At 52.0% G+C, this 15,432-nt stretch carries 15 protein-coding genes; 6 read left to right on the top strand and 9 right to left on the bottom strand.

The window, feature by feature from the left end:
- Positions 1–14: 14 nt before the first annotated feature.
- From ACRQU7_RS16465 to ACRQU7_RS16450, 4 genes are all read left to right on the top strand, one after another.
- Entirely contained in the window at positions 15–953 is a 939-nt protein-coding gene (locus tag ACRQU7_RS16465; RefSeq protein ID WP_444645621.1) for a glycyl-radical enzyme activating protein, read from the top strand.
- Between the two features lie 469 nt (positions 954–1,422).
- A complete protein-coding gene (locus ACRQU7_RS16460; RefSeq protein ID WP_444641934.1) occupies positions 1,423–1,767 on the top strand; it encodes a transposase in 345 nt (114 codons plus the stop codon).
- A 95-nt stretch (positions 1,768–1,862) separates the two neighbouring features.
- Positions 1,863–2,135, top strand: coding sequence for an IS3 family transposase (locus tag ACRQU7_RS16455; RefSeq protein ID WP_444641932.1), 273 nt, complete (start codon positions 1,863–1,865; stop codon positions 2,133–2,135).
- Positions 2,136–2,155: 20 nt separating this feature from the next.
- Positions 2,156–2,605 (top strand): IS3 family transposase, encoded by a 450-nt coding sequence (locus ACRQU7_RS16450; RefSeq protein WP_444641930.1) that lies wholly within the window; start codon positions 2,156–2,158, stop codon positions 2,603–2,605.
- A gap of 254 nt (positions 2,606–2,859) precedes the next feature.
- Here ACRQU7_RS16450 and ACRQU7_RS16445 read toward each other — a convergent pair whose 3' ends face one another.
- Positions 2,860–4,860, bottom strand: coding sequence for an oxidoreductase (locus ACRQU7_RS16445; RefSeq protein WP_444641928.1), 2,001 nt, complete (start codon positions 4,858–4,860; stop codon positions 2,860–2,862).
- A 177-nt stretch (positions 4,861–5,037) separates the two neighbouring features.
- Here ACRQU7_RS16445 and ACRQU7_RS16440 point away from each other — a divergent pair, with 177 nt between their 5' ends.
- Entirely contained in the window at positions 5,038–5,661 is a 624-nt protein-coding gene (locus tag ACRQU7_RS16440; protein WP_444641926.1) for a TetR/AcrR family transcriptional regulator, read from the top strand.
- A 242-nt stretch (positions 5,662–5,903) separates the two neighbouring features.
- On the opposite strand, the gene ACRQU7_RS16435 is transcribed toward ACRQU7_RS16440, so the two are convergent.
- The 6 genes from ACRQU7_RS16435 to ACRQU7_RS16410 form a co-directional block, all read right to left on the bottom strand.
- On the bottom strand, positions 5,904–6,839 hold the full coding sequence (locus ACRQU7_RS16435; protein WP_038325827.1) for a thiamine pyrophosphate-dependent enzyme: 936 nt from the start codon (positions 6,837–6,839) through the stop codon (positions 5,904–5,906).
- Between the two features lie 15 nt (positions 6,840–6,854).
- Complete coding sequence (gene porA / locus ACRQU7_RS16430) at positions 6,855–8,033, bottom strand: pyruvate ferredoxin oxidoreductase (RefSeq protein ID WP_444641924.1); 1,179 nt, start codon at positions 8,031–8,033, stop codon at positions 6,855–6,857.
- A 16-nt stretch (positions 8,034–8,049) separates the two neighbouring features.
- The gene (locus tag ACRQU7_RS16425) at positions 8,050–8,361 is read right to left on the bottom strand and encodes a 4Fe-4S dicluster domain-containing protein (RefSeq protein ID WP_444641922.1); all 312 of its coding nucleotides are present in this window, start codon (positions 8,359–8,361) and stop codon (positions 8,050–8,052) included.
- On the bottom strand, positions 8,358–8,936 hold the full coding sequence (locus ACRQU7_RS16420) for a 2-oxoacid:acceptor oxidoreductase family protein (protein WP_444641920.1): 579 nt from the start codon (positions 8,934–8,936) through the stop codon (positions 8,358–8,360). Before ACRQU7_RS16420 ends, ACRQU7_RS16425 begins: the two co-directional genes overlap by 4 nt.
- An 83-nt stretch (positions 8,937–9,019) precedes the next feature.
- On the bottom strand, positions 9,020–10,216 hold the full coding sequence (locus tag ACRQU7_RS16415; protein ID WP_444641917.1) for a trans-sulfuration enzyme family protein: 1,197 nt from the start codon (positions 10,214–10,216) through the stop codon (positions 9,020–9,022).
- A 59-nt stretch (positions 10,217–10,275) separates the two neighbouring features.
- Positions 10,276–11,805: an alanine/glycine:cation symporter family protein gene (locus ACRQU7_RS16410; protein ID WP_141826309.1), complete on the bottom strand. Its 1,530-nt coding sequence runs from the start codon at positions 11,803–11,805 to the stop codon at positions 10,276–10,278.
- Positions 11,806–12,405: 600 nt separating this feature from the next.
- Between ACRQU7_RS16410 and ACRQU7_RS16405 the strand changes: the two genes are divergently transcribed.
- Positions 12,406–13,293 (top strand): MerR family transcriptional regulator, encoded by an 888-nt coding sequence (locus tag ACRQU7_RS16405; RefSeq protein ID WP_444641914.1) that lies wholly within the window; start codon positions 12,406–12,408, stop codon positions 13,291–13,293.
- A gap of 295 nt (positions 13,294–13,588) precedes the next feature.
- Here the strand turns inward: ACRQU7_RS16405 and ACRQU7_RS16400 are convergent, their stop codons facing one another.
- A complete protein-coding gene (locus tag ACRQU7_RS16400; protein ID WP_444641912.1) occupies positions 13,589–14,596 on the bottom strand; it encodes an electron transfer flavoprotein subunit alpha/FixB family protein in 1,008 nt (335 codons plus the stop codon).
- A gap of 20 nt (positions 14,597–14,616) precedes the next feature.
- Positions 14,617–15,417: an electron transfer flavoprotein subunit beta/FixA family protein gene (locus ACRQU7_RS16395; RefSeq protein ID WP_444641910.1), complete on the bottom strand. Its 801-nt coding sequence runs from the start codon at positions 15,415–15,417 to the stop codon at positions 14,617–14,619.
- Positions 15,418–15,432: the final 15 nt, after the last annotated feature.

The raw sequence follows: 15,432 nt of genomic DNA, 5'->3' as shown, positions 1-15,432 counted from the left end.
TCGGTTTCGCCGGGATTACAGGGGGGACAAGTACGATTAAAGCAGAGGATACACAAAAAACAGGATGTGTTTTTGATATTCAAAGATTTTCTTTGGATGACGGGCCGGGTATCCGGACGATTGTTTTTCTGAAAGGCTGCAATCAGGTTTGCCCCTGGTGCCATAACCCGGAGTCGATCAGTCCCCTTCCACAGTTGTTCTATGCACAAAACCTGTGTATAAAGTGCGGGAAATGTATTGCCAGCTGCCCGGAAAAAGCAATCTCTCTAGAAAATGGAAGATGTGTCACCGATTCCTTCCGGTGCAATTTCTGCAGGACCTGCATTGAGGTATGTCCCGTCAGCTGCCGGAGGGTGATTGGCGCTGAAATGTCGGTACGGCAGGTTATGGAAACCGTAATGAAAGATGAATCCTACTACCGTGAATCCCGGGGCGGAGTAACATTCAGCGGTGGGGAACCCACATTACAGGCGGATTTTCTGCTTGATTTGCTGCGCTGCTCAAAAGAAGAAGGGCTGCATACTGCGATTGAAACCAATGGAAACTGTGACTGGAGTGTTTACGATAAGCTTCTTCCTTATTTGGACCTGGTTCTGATTGACCTCAAGCACGCGGACGATGCTATCCACAGGGATGTAATCGGCGTCAGTAACCACACTGTTCTGAAAACGCTGAAGGAATTGAGCGGTAGAGTGGAAACGGAGGTACGTGTTCCTGTTATCCCACAGTTTAATGACACGGAAAAACAACTACAGGATATCGTGGATATCGTCGGAGGTCTCTGCTTTTCAACGATCCGGTTCCTTCCGTATCATACCTTCGGCATCAGCAAATATAACGGGTTGGGAATGCAATATGAATATCCTGTTCAACAATCGCTTCCAATAGAATCTCTGGTCAAGTTGGTGGGAGCGTTAGATACAGATCGTCTGACCGTATCAATTGGCAATTAAGCGAAGTGCAATAGAAGGATTGGACTTAGAAATGTCTTTATCGTCTAGAAAAATATAATTAACATTGAGAATGCGACATCCAGTTATCTACATAAAAGGTAGCGCTTAGATATTAATCCGGAAATCGAGGACTCTGAAATATGATAGTTTTAAAAAGCAGTTTGATAAATCAGAAAGCGTACCATGAAATATATCGTGCAAATCTGAGAAGAATTCGGGATATATCATAAAGAGAATTTTTGGTGAAAGAATTTATGTTAAAAAATGCCGGCAGGATCTGACCGCACAATATTCTACACCATTTATCGGCAAAGTAATACTCGGTCAAAATGATTCGACAATTAAAGGGAGGTTTATCCCTGCGTTTCAAATGACAATATTTCGGATCAATGCCCCCTGCAAGCTGTTTTGAATTGCACCCCATTTGTTAGACAGTATGATATACTGAAAACAAATGAGGTGTTTTTCTATGCCAAAAGGGATACCGAACAAGCGACATACAGGAGAATTCAAGCAACAGGTGGTGGAATACATGCGGGAACACAAGCTGTCCTGCGTAGAAACTGCAAAGATATTTGATACCGATCACAAAAATGTCGCACTATGGGAACGAATTTACCTGACCTACGGAGCAGAAGGACTGTATCTTGAGCGCCGAGGACGTGGTGGAAAGGGCAAGCTGTCAAAAGCACCCAAACAGGTAGAAGAAGACCTGATCGCAGAAAATCAGAGGTTACGCGCGGAGAACGACTATCTAAAAAACTTGCATGCCTTAGTGTCGAAACGGGTACGGCGGGAGAACGGTCACGAGTAATCCCGGCGCTAAGGCAAAAACATAAGCTGTCTATCCTGCTTGACGTCGCAAATCTTCCGCAATCGACTTATTACTACTACGCGAAGCAGGCGGATTTGCCGGACAAATACAGCCAGCTCAAGGAGCAGATTACCGAAATCTACGCAGAAAACCGTGGACGATATGGCTACCGTCGTATTACAGACGAATTGCACAACCGCGGCTATGTTGTTAACCACAAAACTGTGCAACGACTGATGAAGCAGCTTGGAATCGTTTGTCGTGTCAGAATGAAGAAATATCGTTCCTACAAGAGAGAGGTGGGCAAAATCGCACCAAACCTATTAGAACGCAACTTTGTAGCTAAGTTGCCCAACCAGAGTGGGTGACTGATGTCACGGAGTTCTGCTTGTTCGGACAAAAGCTGTATCTCTCACCAATTCTGGATTTATGCAGCAGGGATATTGTCAGCTACACCATTTCAGGCAGACCGGTACTTTCGATGGTCACAACGATGCTGGACAAGGCGTTTGAGCATCTTCCGAATGGAATAAATCTCATTCTGCATTCCGATCAAGGCTGGCACTACCAACACAAGCAATATCAGCGCATGCTGAACGCCAAAGGCATCCGGCAAAGTATGAGCCGAAAGGGTAACTGTTTGGACAACGCTGTGATGGAGAACTTCTTCGGTTTGCTTAAAAGTGAGCTGCTATATCTGCAAAAATTTGATTCTATCGATCAGTTCAAGAAGGAACTGATTGATTATCTGGATTACTACAACAATAGGAGAATCAAGGTATTGCTGAAGGGCTTGCCGCCTGCTATTCACAGACAACAAGCCCTTTCGGCTGCTTAATTAATATATTTGTCTAACTTTTTGGGGTCATTTCATTTTAAGCTGGCAGGGGGCATATATATTTGATGTTCTTTTACGCCTGCGCGGCTGCAATATACAAACGCCTTGAAACCCGCGTTACAGCTAAGTTTCAAGGCGTTGTCTAGTAAACTGAAGTTTGATACAACTGAACGATTTCTTTTGAAAGTCTCATTTGGTTTCAAGAGTTTTATTTTTGGCGGAGAACTGAGATGAAATTATAATTGTTTCTAATTTTAGAAAGCCAAAGCGAGGTTATATGCTGCGGAAACAACTGCCATAAGGTTGGCAACATGCTCAGCATCTCCGATTACATGAACGTTTGCGCAGCCTTTAAGCTGTTCCGCCAGCGGGGCGCCGCTGATGTAGCCGACAGCCAGAATAACGGTATCGGCGGCAATCACGGATTCGTCCCCGGCATGTTCAATTCTCACGCCGGAAGGAGTAACTTCACACAGTTTCGAAGAAGTATGTATGTCTACCTGATAATACTTCAGATAGTCCCGCAGCAGAGTCGCATTCGGGGCGGCGAGGTCCTTCACCTTCAGAATGTCGTCGAGCATTTCAACAATTGAAACTTTTTTACCGCTTTTTGAAAGCTCATAAGCGATCTCACAGCCGGTTAGCCCGCCACCGACCACCACAGCGCTTGTGCCGGCATTCTCGGGATGGAGCAGGAAGTCGATGGCGCTGAGAACGTTTTGGCCGTCTATGCCCGGAACCGGCAGAGTTCTTTCCTTCGCGCCCGTGGCAATCACGATTTCGTCTGCGGCCAATGATTTCAGCAGTTCCGGAGTGGCTTCGGTGTTTAGCCGGATATCTACCCCCAGCTTTTCGATCTGGCGGATATACCACTGAATCAGCTTTTTATCCGACTCTTTGAAGCTCGGAGAAGCAGCAGCCACGAAAACGCCGCCCAATTCGCCTGCTTTTTCAAACAGGATAACTGAATGCCCCCTCATGGCGGAAAGCCGAGCTACCTCCATGCCACCGATCCCGCCGCCCACAACGGCTATTTTTTTCTTTTTTTCGGCAGGCAGAATGCGGAGGGTACGCTCGTTCATTGCAACAGGGTTCAGCGCGCAGGTCGTTCCGCGCCCGAAAAGCAGGCCGAAACAGCCGGTGTGGCAGGCGATGCAGGGGCGGATGTCTTCTATCTCATCATTCTGAACCTTGTTGGGCCATTCGGGATCGGCCAAAAGCTGGCGGGCAATGCCGATGGCATCGATGGACCCTTTGGCGACGGCCGGTGCGGAAATCGACAGATCCTCCATACGGCCTGCACAGGCGACAGGAATATGTACGAATTGTTTAATAAAAACAGCATCCGGCAGGTTGCATGCGTGAGGCATGTAAACCGGAGGATGAGGCCAGTACCAGGAATCATAGGAGCCGTTATCTGCATTAAGAAGGTCGCAGCCAGCTGCCTCCAAAATACGGGCAACTGCCGGGCTTTCCTCTAAGCTCCGACCAAACTCTTGATAGGGTTCGCCGGGAATCGCACCGGAATTAAATCCTTTCATTTTACTGGCGACGCTGTAGCGGACGGAAACCGGAAAATCTTCCCCACAGGTTTCCTTGATTTTACGGATGATTTCAACGGCAAAACGCATCCGATTCTCCAGAGAACCACCGTACTCATCGGTCCGATGATTGGTTGCGGCAATGGCAAACTGGTCCAGCAGGTACCCCTCATGGACGGCATGCACCTCCACGCCGTCCACGCCGGCATCTTTCACCATCTTTGCGGATTTGCCAAATGCTTCGATGATCTCGTGAATCTCGTCTAAGCTCAGTGCGCGATGCTTTTTATTTGGCAGCCAGACATTCTGCAGCCCCTCCGTCGGCCCGTTCAGGGCCTTGCAAAGGTCTGTGCCAGGAGGTAGCATGGGAGAGTTGATGGCAAGTGCGCGCCCCATTCCCGCACCAATCTGAAGAAATAGCTTGGCTCCGTAAGAATGAATGCTCTTCATCGTTTCCGTGAGAGGCTCCATGACGTTATCCCGGGCTTCGTAGAGCCAGCCGCCGCGCCCCCACATATCCGTGATGGTGGAAATGCCGGGAATAATCAGCCCTACGCCGCCTTTGGCACGCTCGATGAACATATCAGCAGATTTTTGTTCGAATTTACTGTGCTCGATCAGAGAGGTTCCTCCCATTGCACACATGATGATTCGATTTTTGATTTCAACACTTCCGATTTTCAATGGGGTGAAGATTGGGTCATAAGTTCCCATAACAACCAGCCTTTCATAAAATATGATTCAATGAATGTAATTTAATTATATCTAGATTCAATTGTTTGTCAATAAACAAATTATTGAATTTATTGCTGATAAACGGATATGCGGGTCCGGTTTCACTCTTGCGGAACCGTTGCTAATCCGGTATACTCAATTGCAGGGGGAATTCAAATGAAAAAAGAACTGACCAACCGCCAACGGCAGGCGATAGAAACAAAAGAACACATTCGGGAAAGCGCGTGGGAGCTTTTCCAAAGTGCGGATATTGAGCAGGTGACTATCGCGCAGATTTGTGCGGCGGCCCATGTCTCGGCCGGTAATTTCTATCACTATTATCATTCCAAAGAAGAGCTTTTCTTTGAAAATTATCCCCTCCTTGACGAGTATGTCTCAAATGAATTTCAGGCTAAGAGTTTCAAGTCGAATGTCGATGCAATCAAAGATTTGATTTGTCATGAAGTCGCCGGTGCGGGAAGGATCGGGCCCCATATTCTGGCACAAATGCTGCGCATTCAGTTGAAGCAGGACGAGCGATACCCTTATATGATCGACGACAGCCGACCCTTCCACATCTGCCTGAAGGGATTGGCACAGGCAGGAATCGACGAAGGGGAATTTCATCCGTCTTATACTGCGGAAGAAATTACAGGGACTATTCTGCGTCTCTCCCGAGGGATCGGATTTGATTGGGCAATTAGGAACGGCACATATCCGATCAATCAGCAGGTGGAAAACGACCTTGATTTGCTGTTAAGGTCATTTGCTTTTCCTAAATCCATCTTTGAAAATTCATGAGGTTCCTTGCCGGAAGCCTTGTTAATCGGCTGTTCCATGCCTCTCTTTTTCTCTTCTCTGGGATTACTTAGCTGCAGAGCAAGGCCGGACAATGATCAAGTCATTATCATAAAGGAACAGCCGTCCGCCGGAAAGGGTTGATAATCCCTTTCCGGCGGACGGCTGCATTCGAAAGAATAAATATCAGAGGTAAAAGAACTGCACTGTTAAAAACGGAGTGAAATCCAGGAGATCACGCAGAATTACAGTTCATTGCACTTTATCAGCAGTTCTTTCCAGTTGCGGTCTACTTCCTGTTGGGCCTGTTCCAGCATCCACTCGTTTCCGGGCTTGAACATGTGACGGAAACGGCCCTGCATTTTCAGATACTCGATTACCGGCAGTTTGTTCTTCGGCTTGTAATTTAAAATATATTTACCGTCCGCGACCTCGTACAGCGGCCACACGCAGCTTTCCACGGCAGCCTTGGTGACCTGAATCAACTGCTCGGAGGGATAGCGCCAGCCCCGGGGGCAGGGAGCAAGGATGTTTAGAAAGGCCGGACCTTCGGTGTAGATGGCCTTGTGAGCCTTGGTGCCGATGTCGGAAAAATTGCCGAGAAAGGTGGTTTGGGCCACATACGGAATGTCGTGGGCCGCCATGATCTTCGTCAGATCCTTCTTTCGCTGGGTCTTGCCGGGAATCACGGCGCCGACCGGCGTAGTGGTGGTGTCGGCAAAATGGGGCGTAGAGGAGGAGCGCTGGATACCGGTGTTCATGTACGCCTCGTTGTCGTAACAGACATAAACCATGTCGTGGCCTCGCTCCATGGCGCCGGACAGGGACTGAAAGCCGATGTCGTAGGTGCCGCCGTCCCCGCCGAAGGCGATGAACTTATAGGTATCGTCCAGCCCGCCCCTCTTTTTCAGAGCACGGTACGCCGTCTCCACACCGGAGATCGTAGCTCCCGCATTCTCGAATGCGTTGTGGATGAAGCTGTCTTTCCAGGAGGTGTAGGGGTACATGAAGGTGGATACCTCCAGACAGGATGTGGCGGAGCACACCACCGCCCTGTCCTCCGGATTCAGTGCCCGGAGAACGGCGCGGATTGCAATGGGGGAGCCGCAGCCGGCGCACATCCGGTGCCCGCCGGCAATACGGTCCTCCCGCATAAGATTTTCTTTCAGACTATAGCTCATAATGACTGTTCCTCCTTATTCCCGCACGTCCAGATAGCGGTAGGTCTCGCCCGTTTCGCCCGTGGCGGCGATCTGCTCCAGCTCTGCGTACACGCGGCGGATGCTCTCCAGACGCACGTCGCGGCCGCCCAGACCGTAGATATAGTTGATCGCCTTGGGCGCGGTCTCGCCCACCGCATACAGCGCCGCCGCAATCTCCGCAAACATCGGGCCGCAGTGGGCGTTGAAGCTGTCGTCCTTATCCATGGCCGCAAAGGCCTTTACGTTTTTAAGTGCTTCCACCAGTTCCTCTGCCGGGAAGGGGCGGAAGGAGCGTATCTTCACCAGGCCCGCCTTTTTACCCTCGGCCCTCAGCTCATCCACGGCGGCCTTGGCCGTACCGGCGGAGGAACCCATAATGACGACAGCTTCCTCGGCATCGTCCATCCGGTACTGCTCGATCAAGCCGTAGGACCGGCCGGTCATCGCGCCGAATTCCTCGCCGACCCTGCGAATGACCTCCTTGGCGTCGATCATGGCCTGAGCCTGCTGGCGCTTGCACTCCATGTAGTAGCAGGGCATGCCGAACGCGCCAACGGACATGGGATTCTCCCGGCCCAGAAGGGCATTGTCCGGATGGTATTCGCCGACAAACTTCCTGACCTTGTCGTCCTCCGCCAGTTCAATGTTCTCAATGGCGTGGGAGGTAATGAAGCCGTCCTGACAGATCATGACGGGCAGGCTGACGGCCTCGCCGATCCTCATGGCCTGAAGATAGTTGTCGTAGGCTTCCTGATTGGTTTCCGCGAAGAGCTGAATCCAGCCCGCGTCGCGCACGCCCATGGCGTCGGAATGGTCGTTGTTGATGTTGATGGGGCCGGACAGCGCCCGGGTCGACACCGCCAACGTAATGGGCAGGCGGTCCGAGGCCGCCACGTACAGCATTTCGGTCATATAGACTAGACCGCAGGAGGACGTGGCGCTGATGGCACGAACGCCCGCCGCCTGTGCGCCGATGCAGGTGGACATGGCGCTGTGTTCACTTTCCACGGGGATGAACTCCGTATCCACCTCGCCGTTATCTACATAAGTAGAAAAATATTGGGGGATCTCGGTGGACGGGGTGATCGGGAACGCCCCCATCACATCGGGATTGATCTGTTTCATAGCATAGGCAATTGCTTCGTTGCCTGAAAGTCTTTCTCTGATTCCCATTGTGCGCTCTCCTTTCTTATTTCTCCTCCGGGATCATTTCGATTGCTCCAAACGGACATACCGCCGCGCAGATGCCGCAGCCCTTGCAGAAGAAGTAATTGAAATCGCCCCGCTTGCCGTCCTTTTCCATCGGAATGGACAAGTCGGGACATACCGGTACACACAGCAGGCATTGTTTACACTTGTCTTCGTGCAGCACCGGGCGCATGGTCCGCCATTCGCCCGTGGCCACCGTGTCGGATGTGCCGCCCTCGTAGATGTTGCAGCCCGGAGTAATATCCCTCCAGCTGATGGTTTCGTTGATCTCCGCTGCCTTTTTGTAGTTCATCCTACCTGCACCTCCTCCATGGAGCGTATCAGGGCTTTGATATTGCCCTCGATCACCTGGGGCCTGCTGGCGAACTTGTGCCAGAAGGAGCCCTCCATGTCCTGAATGAATTCCTTCTCCGGCACCACGCCGCTGATCTTTACGATAGCGCCCAGCATCGGTGTGTTGGGAAAATTTTTCCCCAGCGTTTCCACGCTGATTTTGCCTGCGTCGATGGTACAGACCTTCCCTTGGTAGCCTTTTAGCCTGGAGCGCAGTTCCTCCGGCTTTTTCGTACTGTTGATGACGATGGCCCCGTCGGCCTTCAGTCCCGCCGTCACGTCCACGGAGGAGAGCAGTGTCTCGTCCACCACCACCACGTAGTCCGGCTCATAGATGTTGGAGTGCACGGTGCAGCGCTCCGTGCTGATCCGATCGTACGCGGTGATGGGCGCGCCCATACGCTCCGGACCGTATTCCGGAAAGCCCTGCACATACTTGCCCGTATTGAAGGCAGCGTCCGCCAGCAGCAGCGACGCCGTTTTCGCGCCCTGTCCGCCGCGCCCGTGCCAGCGGATTTCCACCATATCTTTCATTTGTCTCATTCTCCTTTTGAATTAACATGGGGGAACGCACAGTACTGTGCGTTCCCCCAAAATCGTTCGAATCACAGTTTCGCTTACTGATAGGCCGCTTCTATTGCCTGCAGAAAATCGCCAACCAGGTCGTCGGTGTTTTCAATGCCGCAGGAGATACGCAGCAGGCCGTCGGTGATCCCCATTTTGAGCCGTTCCTCCCGGGGCACATCGTAGTGGGAGCTCATAGGAGGGTAGGACAGGGAGGTGCGGTAGCCGCCCAGCGTCATGGCGTAGTGGGCAAAGTGCAGGCCGCGCATGAATGTATTCATCTTTTCCCGGCTTTCGGGGAACTCCACGCTCAGCATTCCGCCGCAGTACTTGCCGAATTGCTTTACGGCGATGTCGTGCTGAGGATGATTCATCAGGCTGGGATGGTGGACCTTCAGAACGTACGGACTTTTGTCCAGCGCCGCTGCAAGGGCCGCCGCGTTTTCGGACTGCCGCTTAATCCGCAGATCCAGAGTGCGGATGCCCCGCTGGACCAGCCAGGAGGTGAACGGGTCAGACTGAGTGCCCAGCAGAACCTGAAGCTCATAGCACTTGGCAATCAGCTCCCTGCCGCCGGTCACTGCGCCGCAGACGGCGTCGCTGTGTCCGTTGGCGAACTTGGTCAGACTGTTGACTACCAGGTCGGCTCCCAGGTCGAGGGGCCTTGCCAGCGCGCCGGTCATGAAGGTGTTGTCCACCACAAACCGGGCGTTGTGGGCATGGGCAATATCCGCCACGGCCCGCAGGTCGGGAACGGCGATCATGGGATTGGAGACCGTCTCCGTATACAGAAGGGCGGTGTTGGGACGGAGATTTGCTTTGATTTCGTCCAGATTTGTAAAGTCGATAAACGTGGTCTCCACGCCATAATTACCGAGAATCTTGGTGAAGATCTCCAGAGACTCGCCGTAGAGCGTCCGGTCGGAGAGAATGTGGTCTCCCTTCTTCGTCAGCGCGATCGCCGCCGTAGAGATGGCGCCCATGCCGGAGCTGCAGCAAATGGAGTCCTCACCGTGCTCTATGTAGGTTATCAGCTCCGCAAGGGCGGAACGGTTCGGATTACGGTTGCGGTTATAGCAGAAGCCCTTTTCGTCGTACCGCTTCTGCAGGTCATCCAGATCCTCCACGTTAAACGCGGTGGTCATGAAAATCGGAAGCGCCTCGGGGTTTGTCACCGGATACCGGGTATAGGCTCCCTTGGCGAGTATATCGGTGGAAAAAGTGAACTCTTTTTCGGTTTCCTTAAACATGATAGATTGTTGTCTCCTTTTTATAAAGCCGGCGGAGGTCCGCCGTTTTCGCCGGGGGATTACGAGGCCGATTTACCGGACTTGGCATAGGCCTCGCTGGTGATGCGGCGGGCCTCCTCGCGGATTGCTTCCTCCTCTGCCGCCACCTTGGGATCATCCTCGTAGAACAGGTTGAAGTCAGGATCAACCTTACCTGAACCCAGATAGCGGGCCTTGTAATCCTTCAGCAGTGTCCAGAACTTTTTGCGCAGGCAGATCAGCCCCAGCAGGTTCCCAAACACAGGAATGACCAGAGTGAGGTCCACAATGGTCCAGAACAAATCGGGGCCATTGCCTGTGAGTACTATGGAGGTCACGATAACGATGTTGGGCAGCGGGAAGAGGAACTTGAAAATCTTAATGACCCGGTCGCGGAGGACGGGATGATACCGCAGACCGTGGTTGATGATCGATATGTAATAAGTAAACCATCCGCTGGTGGTGGTAATGCCGAACATAACGCACATCAGGCCGATGAAAATAGGTCCGACGATGCCGAAGTTGTGTTCGAACGCGGCGATAGTCAGCGTGGCGCCGGTTTTTCCGGTGCCCAGAACGCCGGTGACCAGAATAGACAGGGCCGTGATGGAGCAGACAATAAAGGTGTCTACAAACACTTCAAAGCAGCCCCACAGGCCCTGACGAACGGGATGGACGGTGTTGGAGGTGCTGTGAATCTGGGGGGAAGAGCCCTGCCCGGCCTCGTTGGAGTTCAGCCCGCGGGCGACGCCGTTGCGCATGGCTACCACAATGGTGGCGCCGCCGAAGCCGCCCAGCGCGGCGGAGCCGTGGAACGCGTCGTGGAAGATGGAATAGAACACGCCGGGCAGGTTCCGGTAGTTGAGCGCCATCAGAAGGACGCCGCCCAGAAGGAAGGCCGTGCATTTGAACGGAACCAGCTTTTTGGCCACCGCTCCCACGCGGGGAACGCCTTTGTAAATGATATAAAACACAAATATGGAATAAATCACTGTGACGGCAATCATATTGAAACCGAAAGTGGTATTCAGAACTTCGGAAATGGTGTACGCCTGAGAACCGCCCAGGAACTGCGCCACAAATCCGATGCCGAACAGCCAGGCCAGAGCGAAACCGTATTTATGCCCCTGCTCTCTTCCGATGCCCTTTTCCATGTAGTAGGTAGCACCGCCGAAGTATTCCCCTTTTTCGTTCTTGTTCCGGTAGTGGCAGCCAAGGGTGATCTCCACCATCTTGACCATCATGGCCACCAGACCGAACACCCACATCCAGAACACGGCGCCGGGGCCGCCCACCGCCACCGCGGTGGCAATACCGCCGATGCAGCCGCAGCCCACGCTGCCGCCGATCGCAATGCAGATGGCCTCGAACGGAGTGGTCTGTCCGGCCTTTTTGTTATGAGTTTCCTTGCTGGTAAGACTGCCCAGAGTGTGGTGCAGCATATGGCGGAAATGCGCAATCGGAAAGAAACCGGAACGCACCAGAAAATACAGACCTACGCCGATGACAAACAGAGTAAACGGCGCACCCCACAAGAAGCTGTCCAAGTTTGTAAGGACACTGTTCAACATATTGTAATTCCCCCTCAGTTTTTCTCTACGGATTTAGAAAATGCCTAACTCACCAAACGAGTGCGGGAATGGGCTGCAACCAAAACGCTGATAGAGAGCGCATACAGCCCGCTTCCTTTTTTATCCCCAATCGAGCTGCCTTTCTCCATGCTCCTCACGGGAGAATACGCTGGATGAGGGAATAGATACTTTCTCTGTTCCGGCCGGGAACAAATCGGAAAATTGAATTTCCATTGCTAATTGTAAAGTCTATAGCGGCCTTAGAGTCAAGGCTGATACGAATTTTCTACATTTCATGGGGATTCAGAGGATTGAAATTGTGTAAAATGCTGATTTTTTGCAAAAAATAGTTCACTGAAGGCATATAGACGCAGTCGAGAACGCGCTGTCCATCAATAAAATTGTCCATTCAGAATAAAAACGGTAAGGAAACTGTTTGCGGCTGCAGAGTCGAAGTGTGATTTCCTAAGGATTATGATATAATGATCGCAATCGGTCATGGCGCGGGGTTTGACAAGTGTGTCTGGACAGTTGGGGAGTATGCCCGCCCTTTTCCCATTGTCTGTGCCGGACCCGAAAAAGCGGAGGAGACAAGCAAATATGGATAAGGAAAATCTGTACTCCATTGGCGAAGTCGCGGGGATTCTCGGAATTTCCGTGCAGTCGCTGCGGTACTACAGCAATATCGGGCTGCTGGAGCCGGCTTATACCAACCCGGAAACGGGATATCGTTACTACTCCTATATCCAGCTCTCCCTCATCGACCGCATCCGCTATCTGGAGACAATCGGGCTGTCGCTGAAGGAGATCAAGGACGCCTTTTCTGCAGGAAACGGCAAGGCGCTGCTGCCTTATCTGGAAAAGCAGCTCAGGGAAAAGCTGGCTGAGCAACAGAAAATGCAGGAGACCGTGGATATTCTGAAATGGTACATTAACTTTTTCCGCTATTCGGACAGACAGCAGTTTCAGGCCGTTCCCTATAAGCAGATGATCGGGGAGCGCTACATGCTGGCGGTTTCCAGCCTGCCGGAAGAGCGAAATATTCAAAACTCCAACCAGCCTTCAAAGGCATCCTTGCTACTGCGAAGCCTGAAAGCCGATAAGAAATTCAAGGATGTTGCTTTCCTGCGGCAGAACGGCAATATCATTTCCTTTCAAAGCATGTTGGAGAAGAAGTGGGAATCGCAGAAGTATTTTGTGTATCTCAAGGGCGATCCGGGATTTGAGGACCCCAATATCCTTCGGATCCCCGCCGGCGAATACCTGTGCTTTCAGGGCCGCCCTCTGGTCAACGACTGGGATACTACCTATATCCAAAAGCTTTTTGAGACGGTTCCGGAAAGCGAGCTCCCCACTCTTGTAATCGCAAACGAGTACGAGGAGGACTTCACCAGCTTTATGGAATCCCTTTATGAAATTCAAATCCTGATCTGGCAGTCGGACTACCAGTCTAGGGAGGAACTCTTCTTCCATAAATTCCCGATCTGACCGGACTCAAGCCGCTTCCCCGGTAATTTTCGGCAGTGAACCTGCGAAAACTGCCATCGTATTTCACTGGAAAGAAAAATCGTCTTTATCATAAAAAAAGCCCGCGGCAATACGCCGGGGACATGAAAGAAGGCAAGCGGACTTCTGGATGTTTTTTCTTTCTTATGCACCTAATGTTTTATTTAGATAAGTTGTGAGAACGAGCTTTATCTATAAAGCAGAAAACCAGCATATCATTCAATCTGAATGATATGCTGGTTTTTAGACATTTTACTTGGCAGTGCCCATAAAAAACTTATGCTTTCCGCTTCTTGATTTCGGCCGTCAGAATGGGGAGGACCTCATTCAGATTGCCCACGACACCGTAATCGGCCACAGAGAAAATAGGTGCATCCGGGTCCTTGTTAATGGCGATAATGACATCGGAACCGCTCATGCCTGCCAGATGCTGGATCGCGCCGGAAATTCCGCAGGCGATATACACCTTGGGAGCAACGGTCTTTCCCGTTTGTCCTACCTGATGGGAGTGGGGGATCCATCCCGCGTCAACCGCTGCACGGGAGGCTCCGACCGTGGCTCCCAATGCGTCAGCCAGTTCACGGACAGGAGCAAAGCCTTCCGGCCCGCCCAGCCCGCGACCGCCGGAGACGATGAACTCGGCGCCTTCCAGATCTACCAGCGCGCCGCCGGCTTCTTTGATATCTTCCAACAGTTCCGTACGAATCCGCTCGGCGGGAACATGAATGTCTTCCCGGATCACTTCGACGGAACGCCCGCTTTCCGCCTCCGGTTTTTTAAACACGCCGGGGCGCACGGTACCGATCTGCGGACGATGGTCGGAACAGAGGATGGTGGCCATCAGATTTCCGCCGAAAGCGGGGCGGGTCCAGGCGACATTTCCGCTCGCCTCGTCAATGTCCAGTGCGGTACAGTCGGCTATCAGGCCGGTCTTCAGCCGACAGGACAGACGGGGGCCCATATCGCGTCCAACACAGGTCGCTCCAATCAAAACAGCCGTAGGGCCGTATTTTTCCACCAGTATGTAAAAAGCGTCGGTATAGGCATCGGTCGTATATCGGCGGAACTCGGGACCGTCCACCGATATAATCCTGTCGGCGCCGTGGGCTGCCGCGGACTTGACCGCTTCATCGACCCGACTGCCGATCACCACTCCCACCAGCTCACCGCCCTGTGCGGCAGCAAGCTTACGGCCCGGGGTTAAAAGCTCCAGCCCAACGTTCCGGGCCTTTCCTTCCTCGTCTGTCTCAATAAATACCCATAAATCCTTATTCTTGACTTCCAATGATGCGTTCCTCCCTATTCTTAGATAATGTGGGCACCGCTGAGCATCCGGCACAGCTGCAGTGCCGACGCTTCATCCGATTCTTCCTGAATCTTCACACCACACGACTTGCACGGAGGCGTAAAGCTTTTTACAACTTTGGTGGGCGAGCCTTTCAGACCGACTCTCGCCAGGTCAATTGTAAAATCTGCGGAAGTCAGAGTAGGGATATCCGCACGATTTGCCGCCATCTTGGTCTTTACAGAAGGGTATCGGGGTTCAAAAGAAGGCTTGGTCACGGTAATTACACAAGGCATTTTCACCCCGATCATATGAAATCCTTCTTCCGCCTCCTGTTTTACCCTGACCCTGTTTTCTTCTACAACGGCTTCCACTGCACACGTAACCTGAGGATAATCCAGATGTTCTGCGATTTCGGGACCAACCTGAGCGGTGTCTCCGTCTATTGCCTGCTTCCCGCAGAAGATAATATCAAATTTTCCTTCCAGTTCCTCTACCCTGGCAATTGCCCTGGACAGAATATAACTGGTAGCCAGCGTATCGGAACCGCCGAACACACGGTCGCTTACCAGATAAGCTTTGTTCCCGCCAACCGCAAGACACTCTTTCAGAGCGGCTTTGGCCTGTTCAGGGCCCATGGACAGCACAACAATTTTGCTGTCCGGATTCACATCCTTAATCCGGGCAGCGATTTCCAGAGCATATGCGTCAAAGGGATTCACAATGCTGGGAACGCCGCTGCGGACCAGCGTATTCGTAACAGGATCGATTTTGATCTCCGTTGTATCCGGAACCTGTTTTACACAGACTAAAATATTCATATGAGTAGTCACCCT

The organism is Caproiciproducens puteiluti (genome assembly GCF_052442865.1).
Taxonomy (GTDB): Bacteria; Bacillota; Clostridia; order Oscillospirales; family Acutalibacteraceae; genus Caproiciproducens.
Note: the sequence above shows the minus strand (reverse complement) of the source record. Positions and strands in the feature narration are given on the sequence as shown.

Excerpts from the sequence above, each read along its gene's own strand:
- ACRQU7_RS16405 (WP_444641914.1), top strand. The coding sequence starts at position 12,406 with ATGGATAAGGAAAATCTGTACTCCATTGGCGAAGTCGCGGGGATTCTC.
- ACRQU7_RS16435 (WP_038325827.1), bottom strand. The coding sequence starts at position 6,839 with ATGAGCTATAGTCTGAAAGAAAATCTTATGCGGGAGGACCGTATTGCC.
- ACRQU7_RS16420 (WP_444641920.1), bottom strand. The coding sequence starts at position 8,936 with ATGAAAGATATGGTGGAAATCCGCTGGCACGGGCGCGGCGGACAGGGC.
- ACRQU7_RS16410 (WP_141826309.1), bottom strand. The coding sequence starts at position 11,805 with ATGTTGAACAGTGTCCTTACAAACTTGGACAGCTTCTTGTGGGGTGCG.
- ACRQU7_RS16425 (WP_444641922.1), bottom strand. The coding sequence starts at position 8,361 with ATGAACTACAAAAAGGCAGCGGAGATCAACGAAACCATCAGCTGGAGG.
- ACRQU7_RS16440 (WP_444641926.1), top strand. The coding sequence starts at position 5,038 with ATGAAAAAAGAACTGACCAACCGCCAACGGCAGGCGATAGAAACAAAA.
- ACRQU7_RS16460 (WP_444641934.1), top strand. The coding sequence starts at position 1,423 with ATGCCAAAAGGGATACCGAACAAGCGACATACAGGAGAATTCAAGCAA.
- ACRQU7_RS16445 (WP_444641928.1), bottom strand. The coding sequence starts at position 4,860 with ATGGGAACTTATGACCCAATCTTCACCCCATTGAAAATCGGAAGTGTT.
- porA (WP_444641924.1), bottom strand. The coding sequence starts at position 8,033 with ATGGGAATCAGAGAAAGACTTTCAGGCAACGAAGCAATTGCCTATGCT.
- ACRQU7_RS16395 (WP_444641910.1), bottom strand. The coding sequence starts at position 15,417 with ATGAATATTTTAGTCTGTGTAAAACAGGTTCCGGATACAACGGAGATC.
- ACRQU7_RS16415 (WP_444641917.1), bottom strand. The coding sequence starts at position 10,216 with ATGTTTAAGGAAACCGAAAAAGAGTTCACTTTTTCCACCGATATACTC.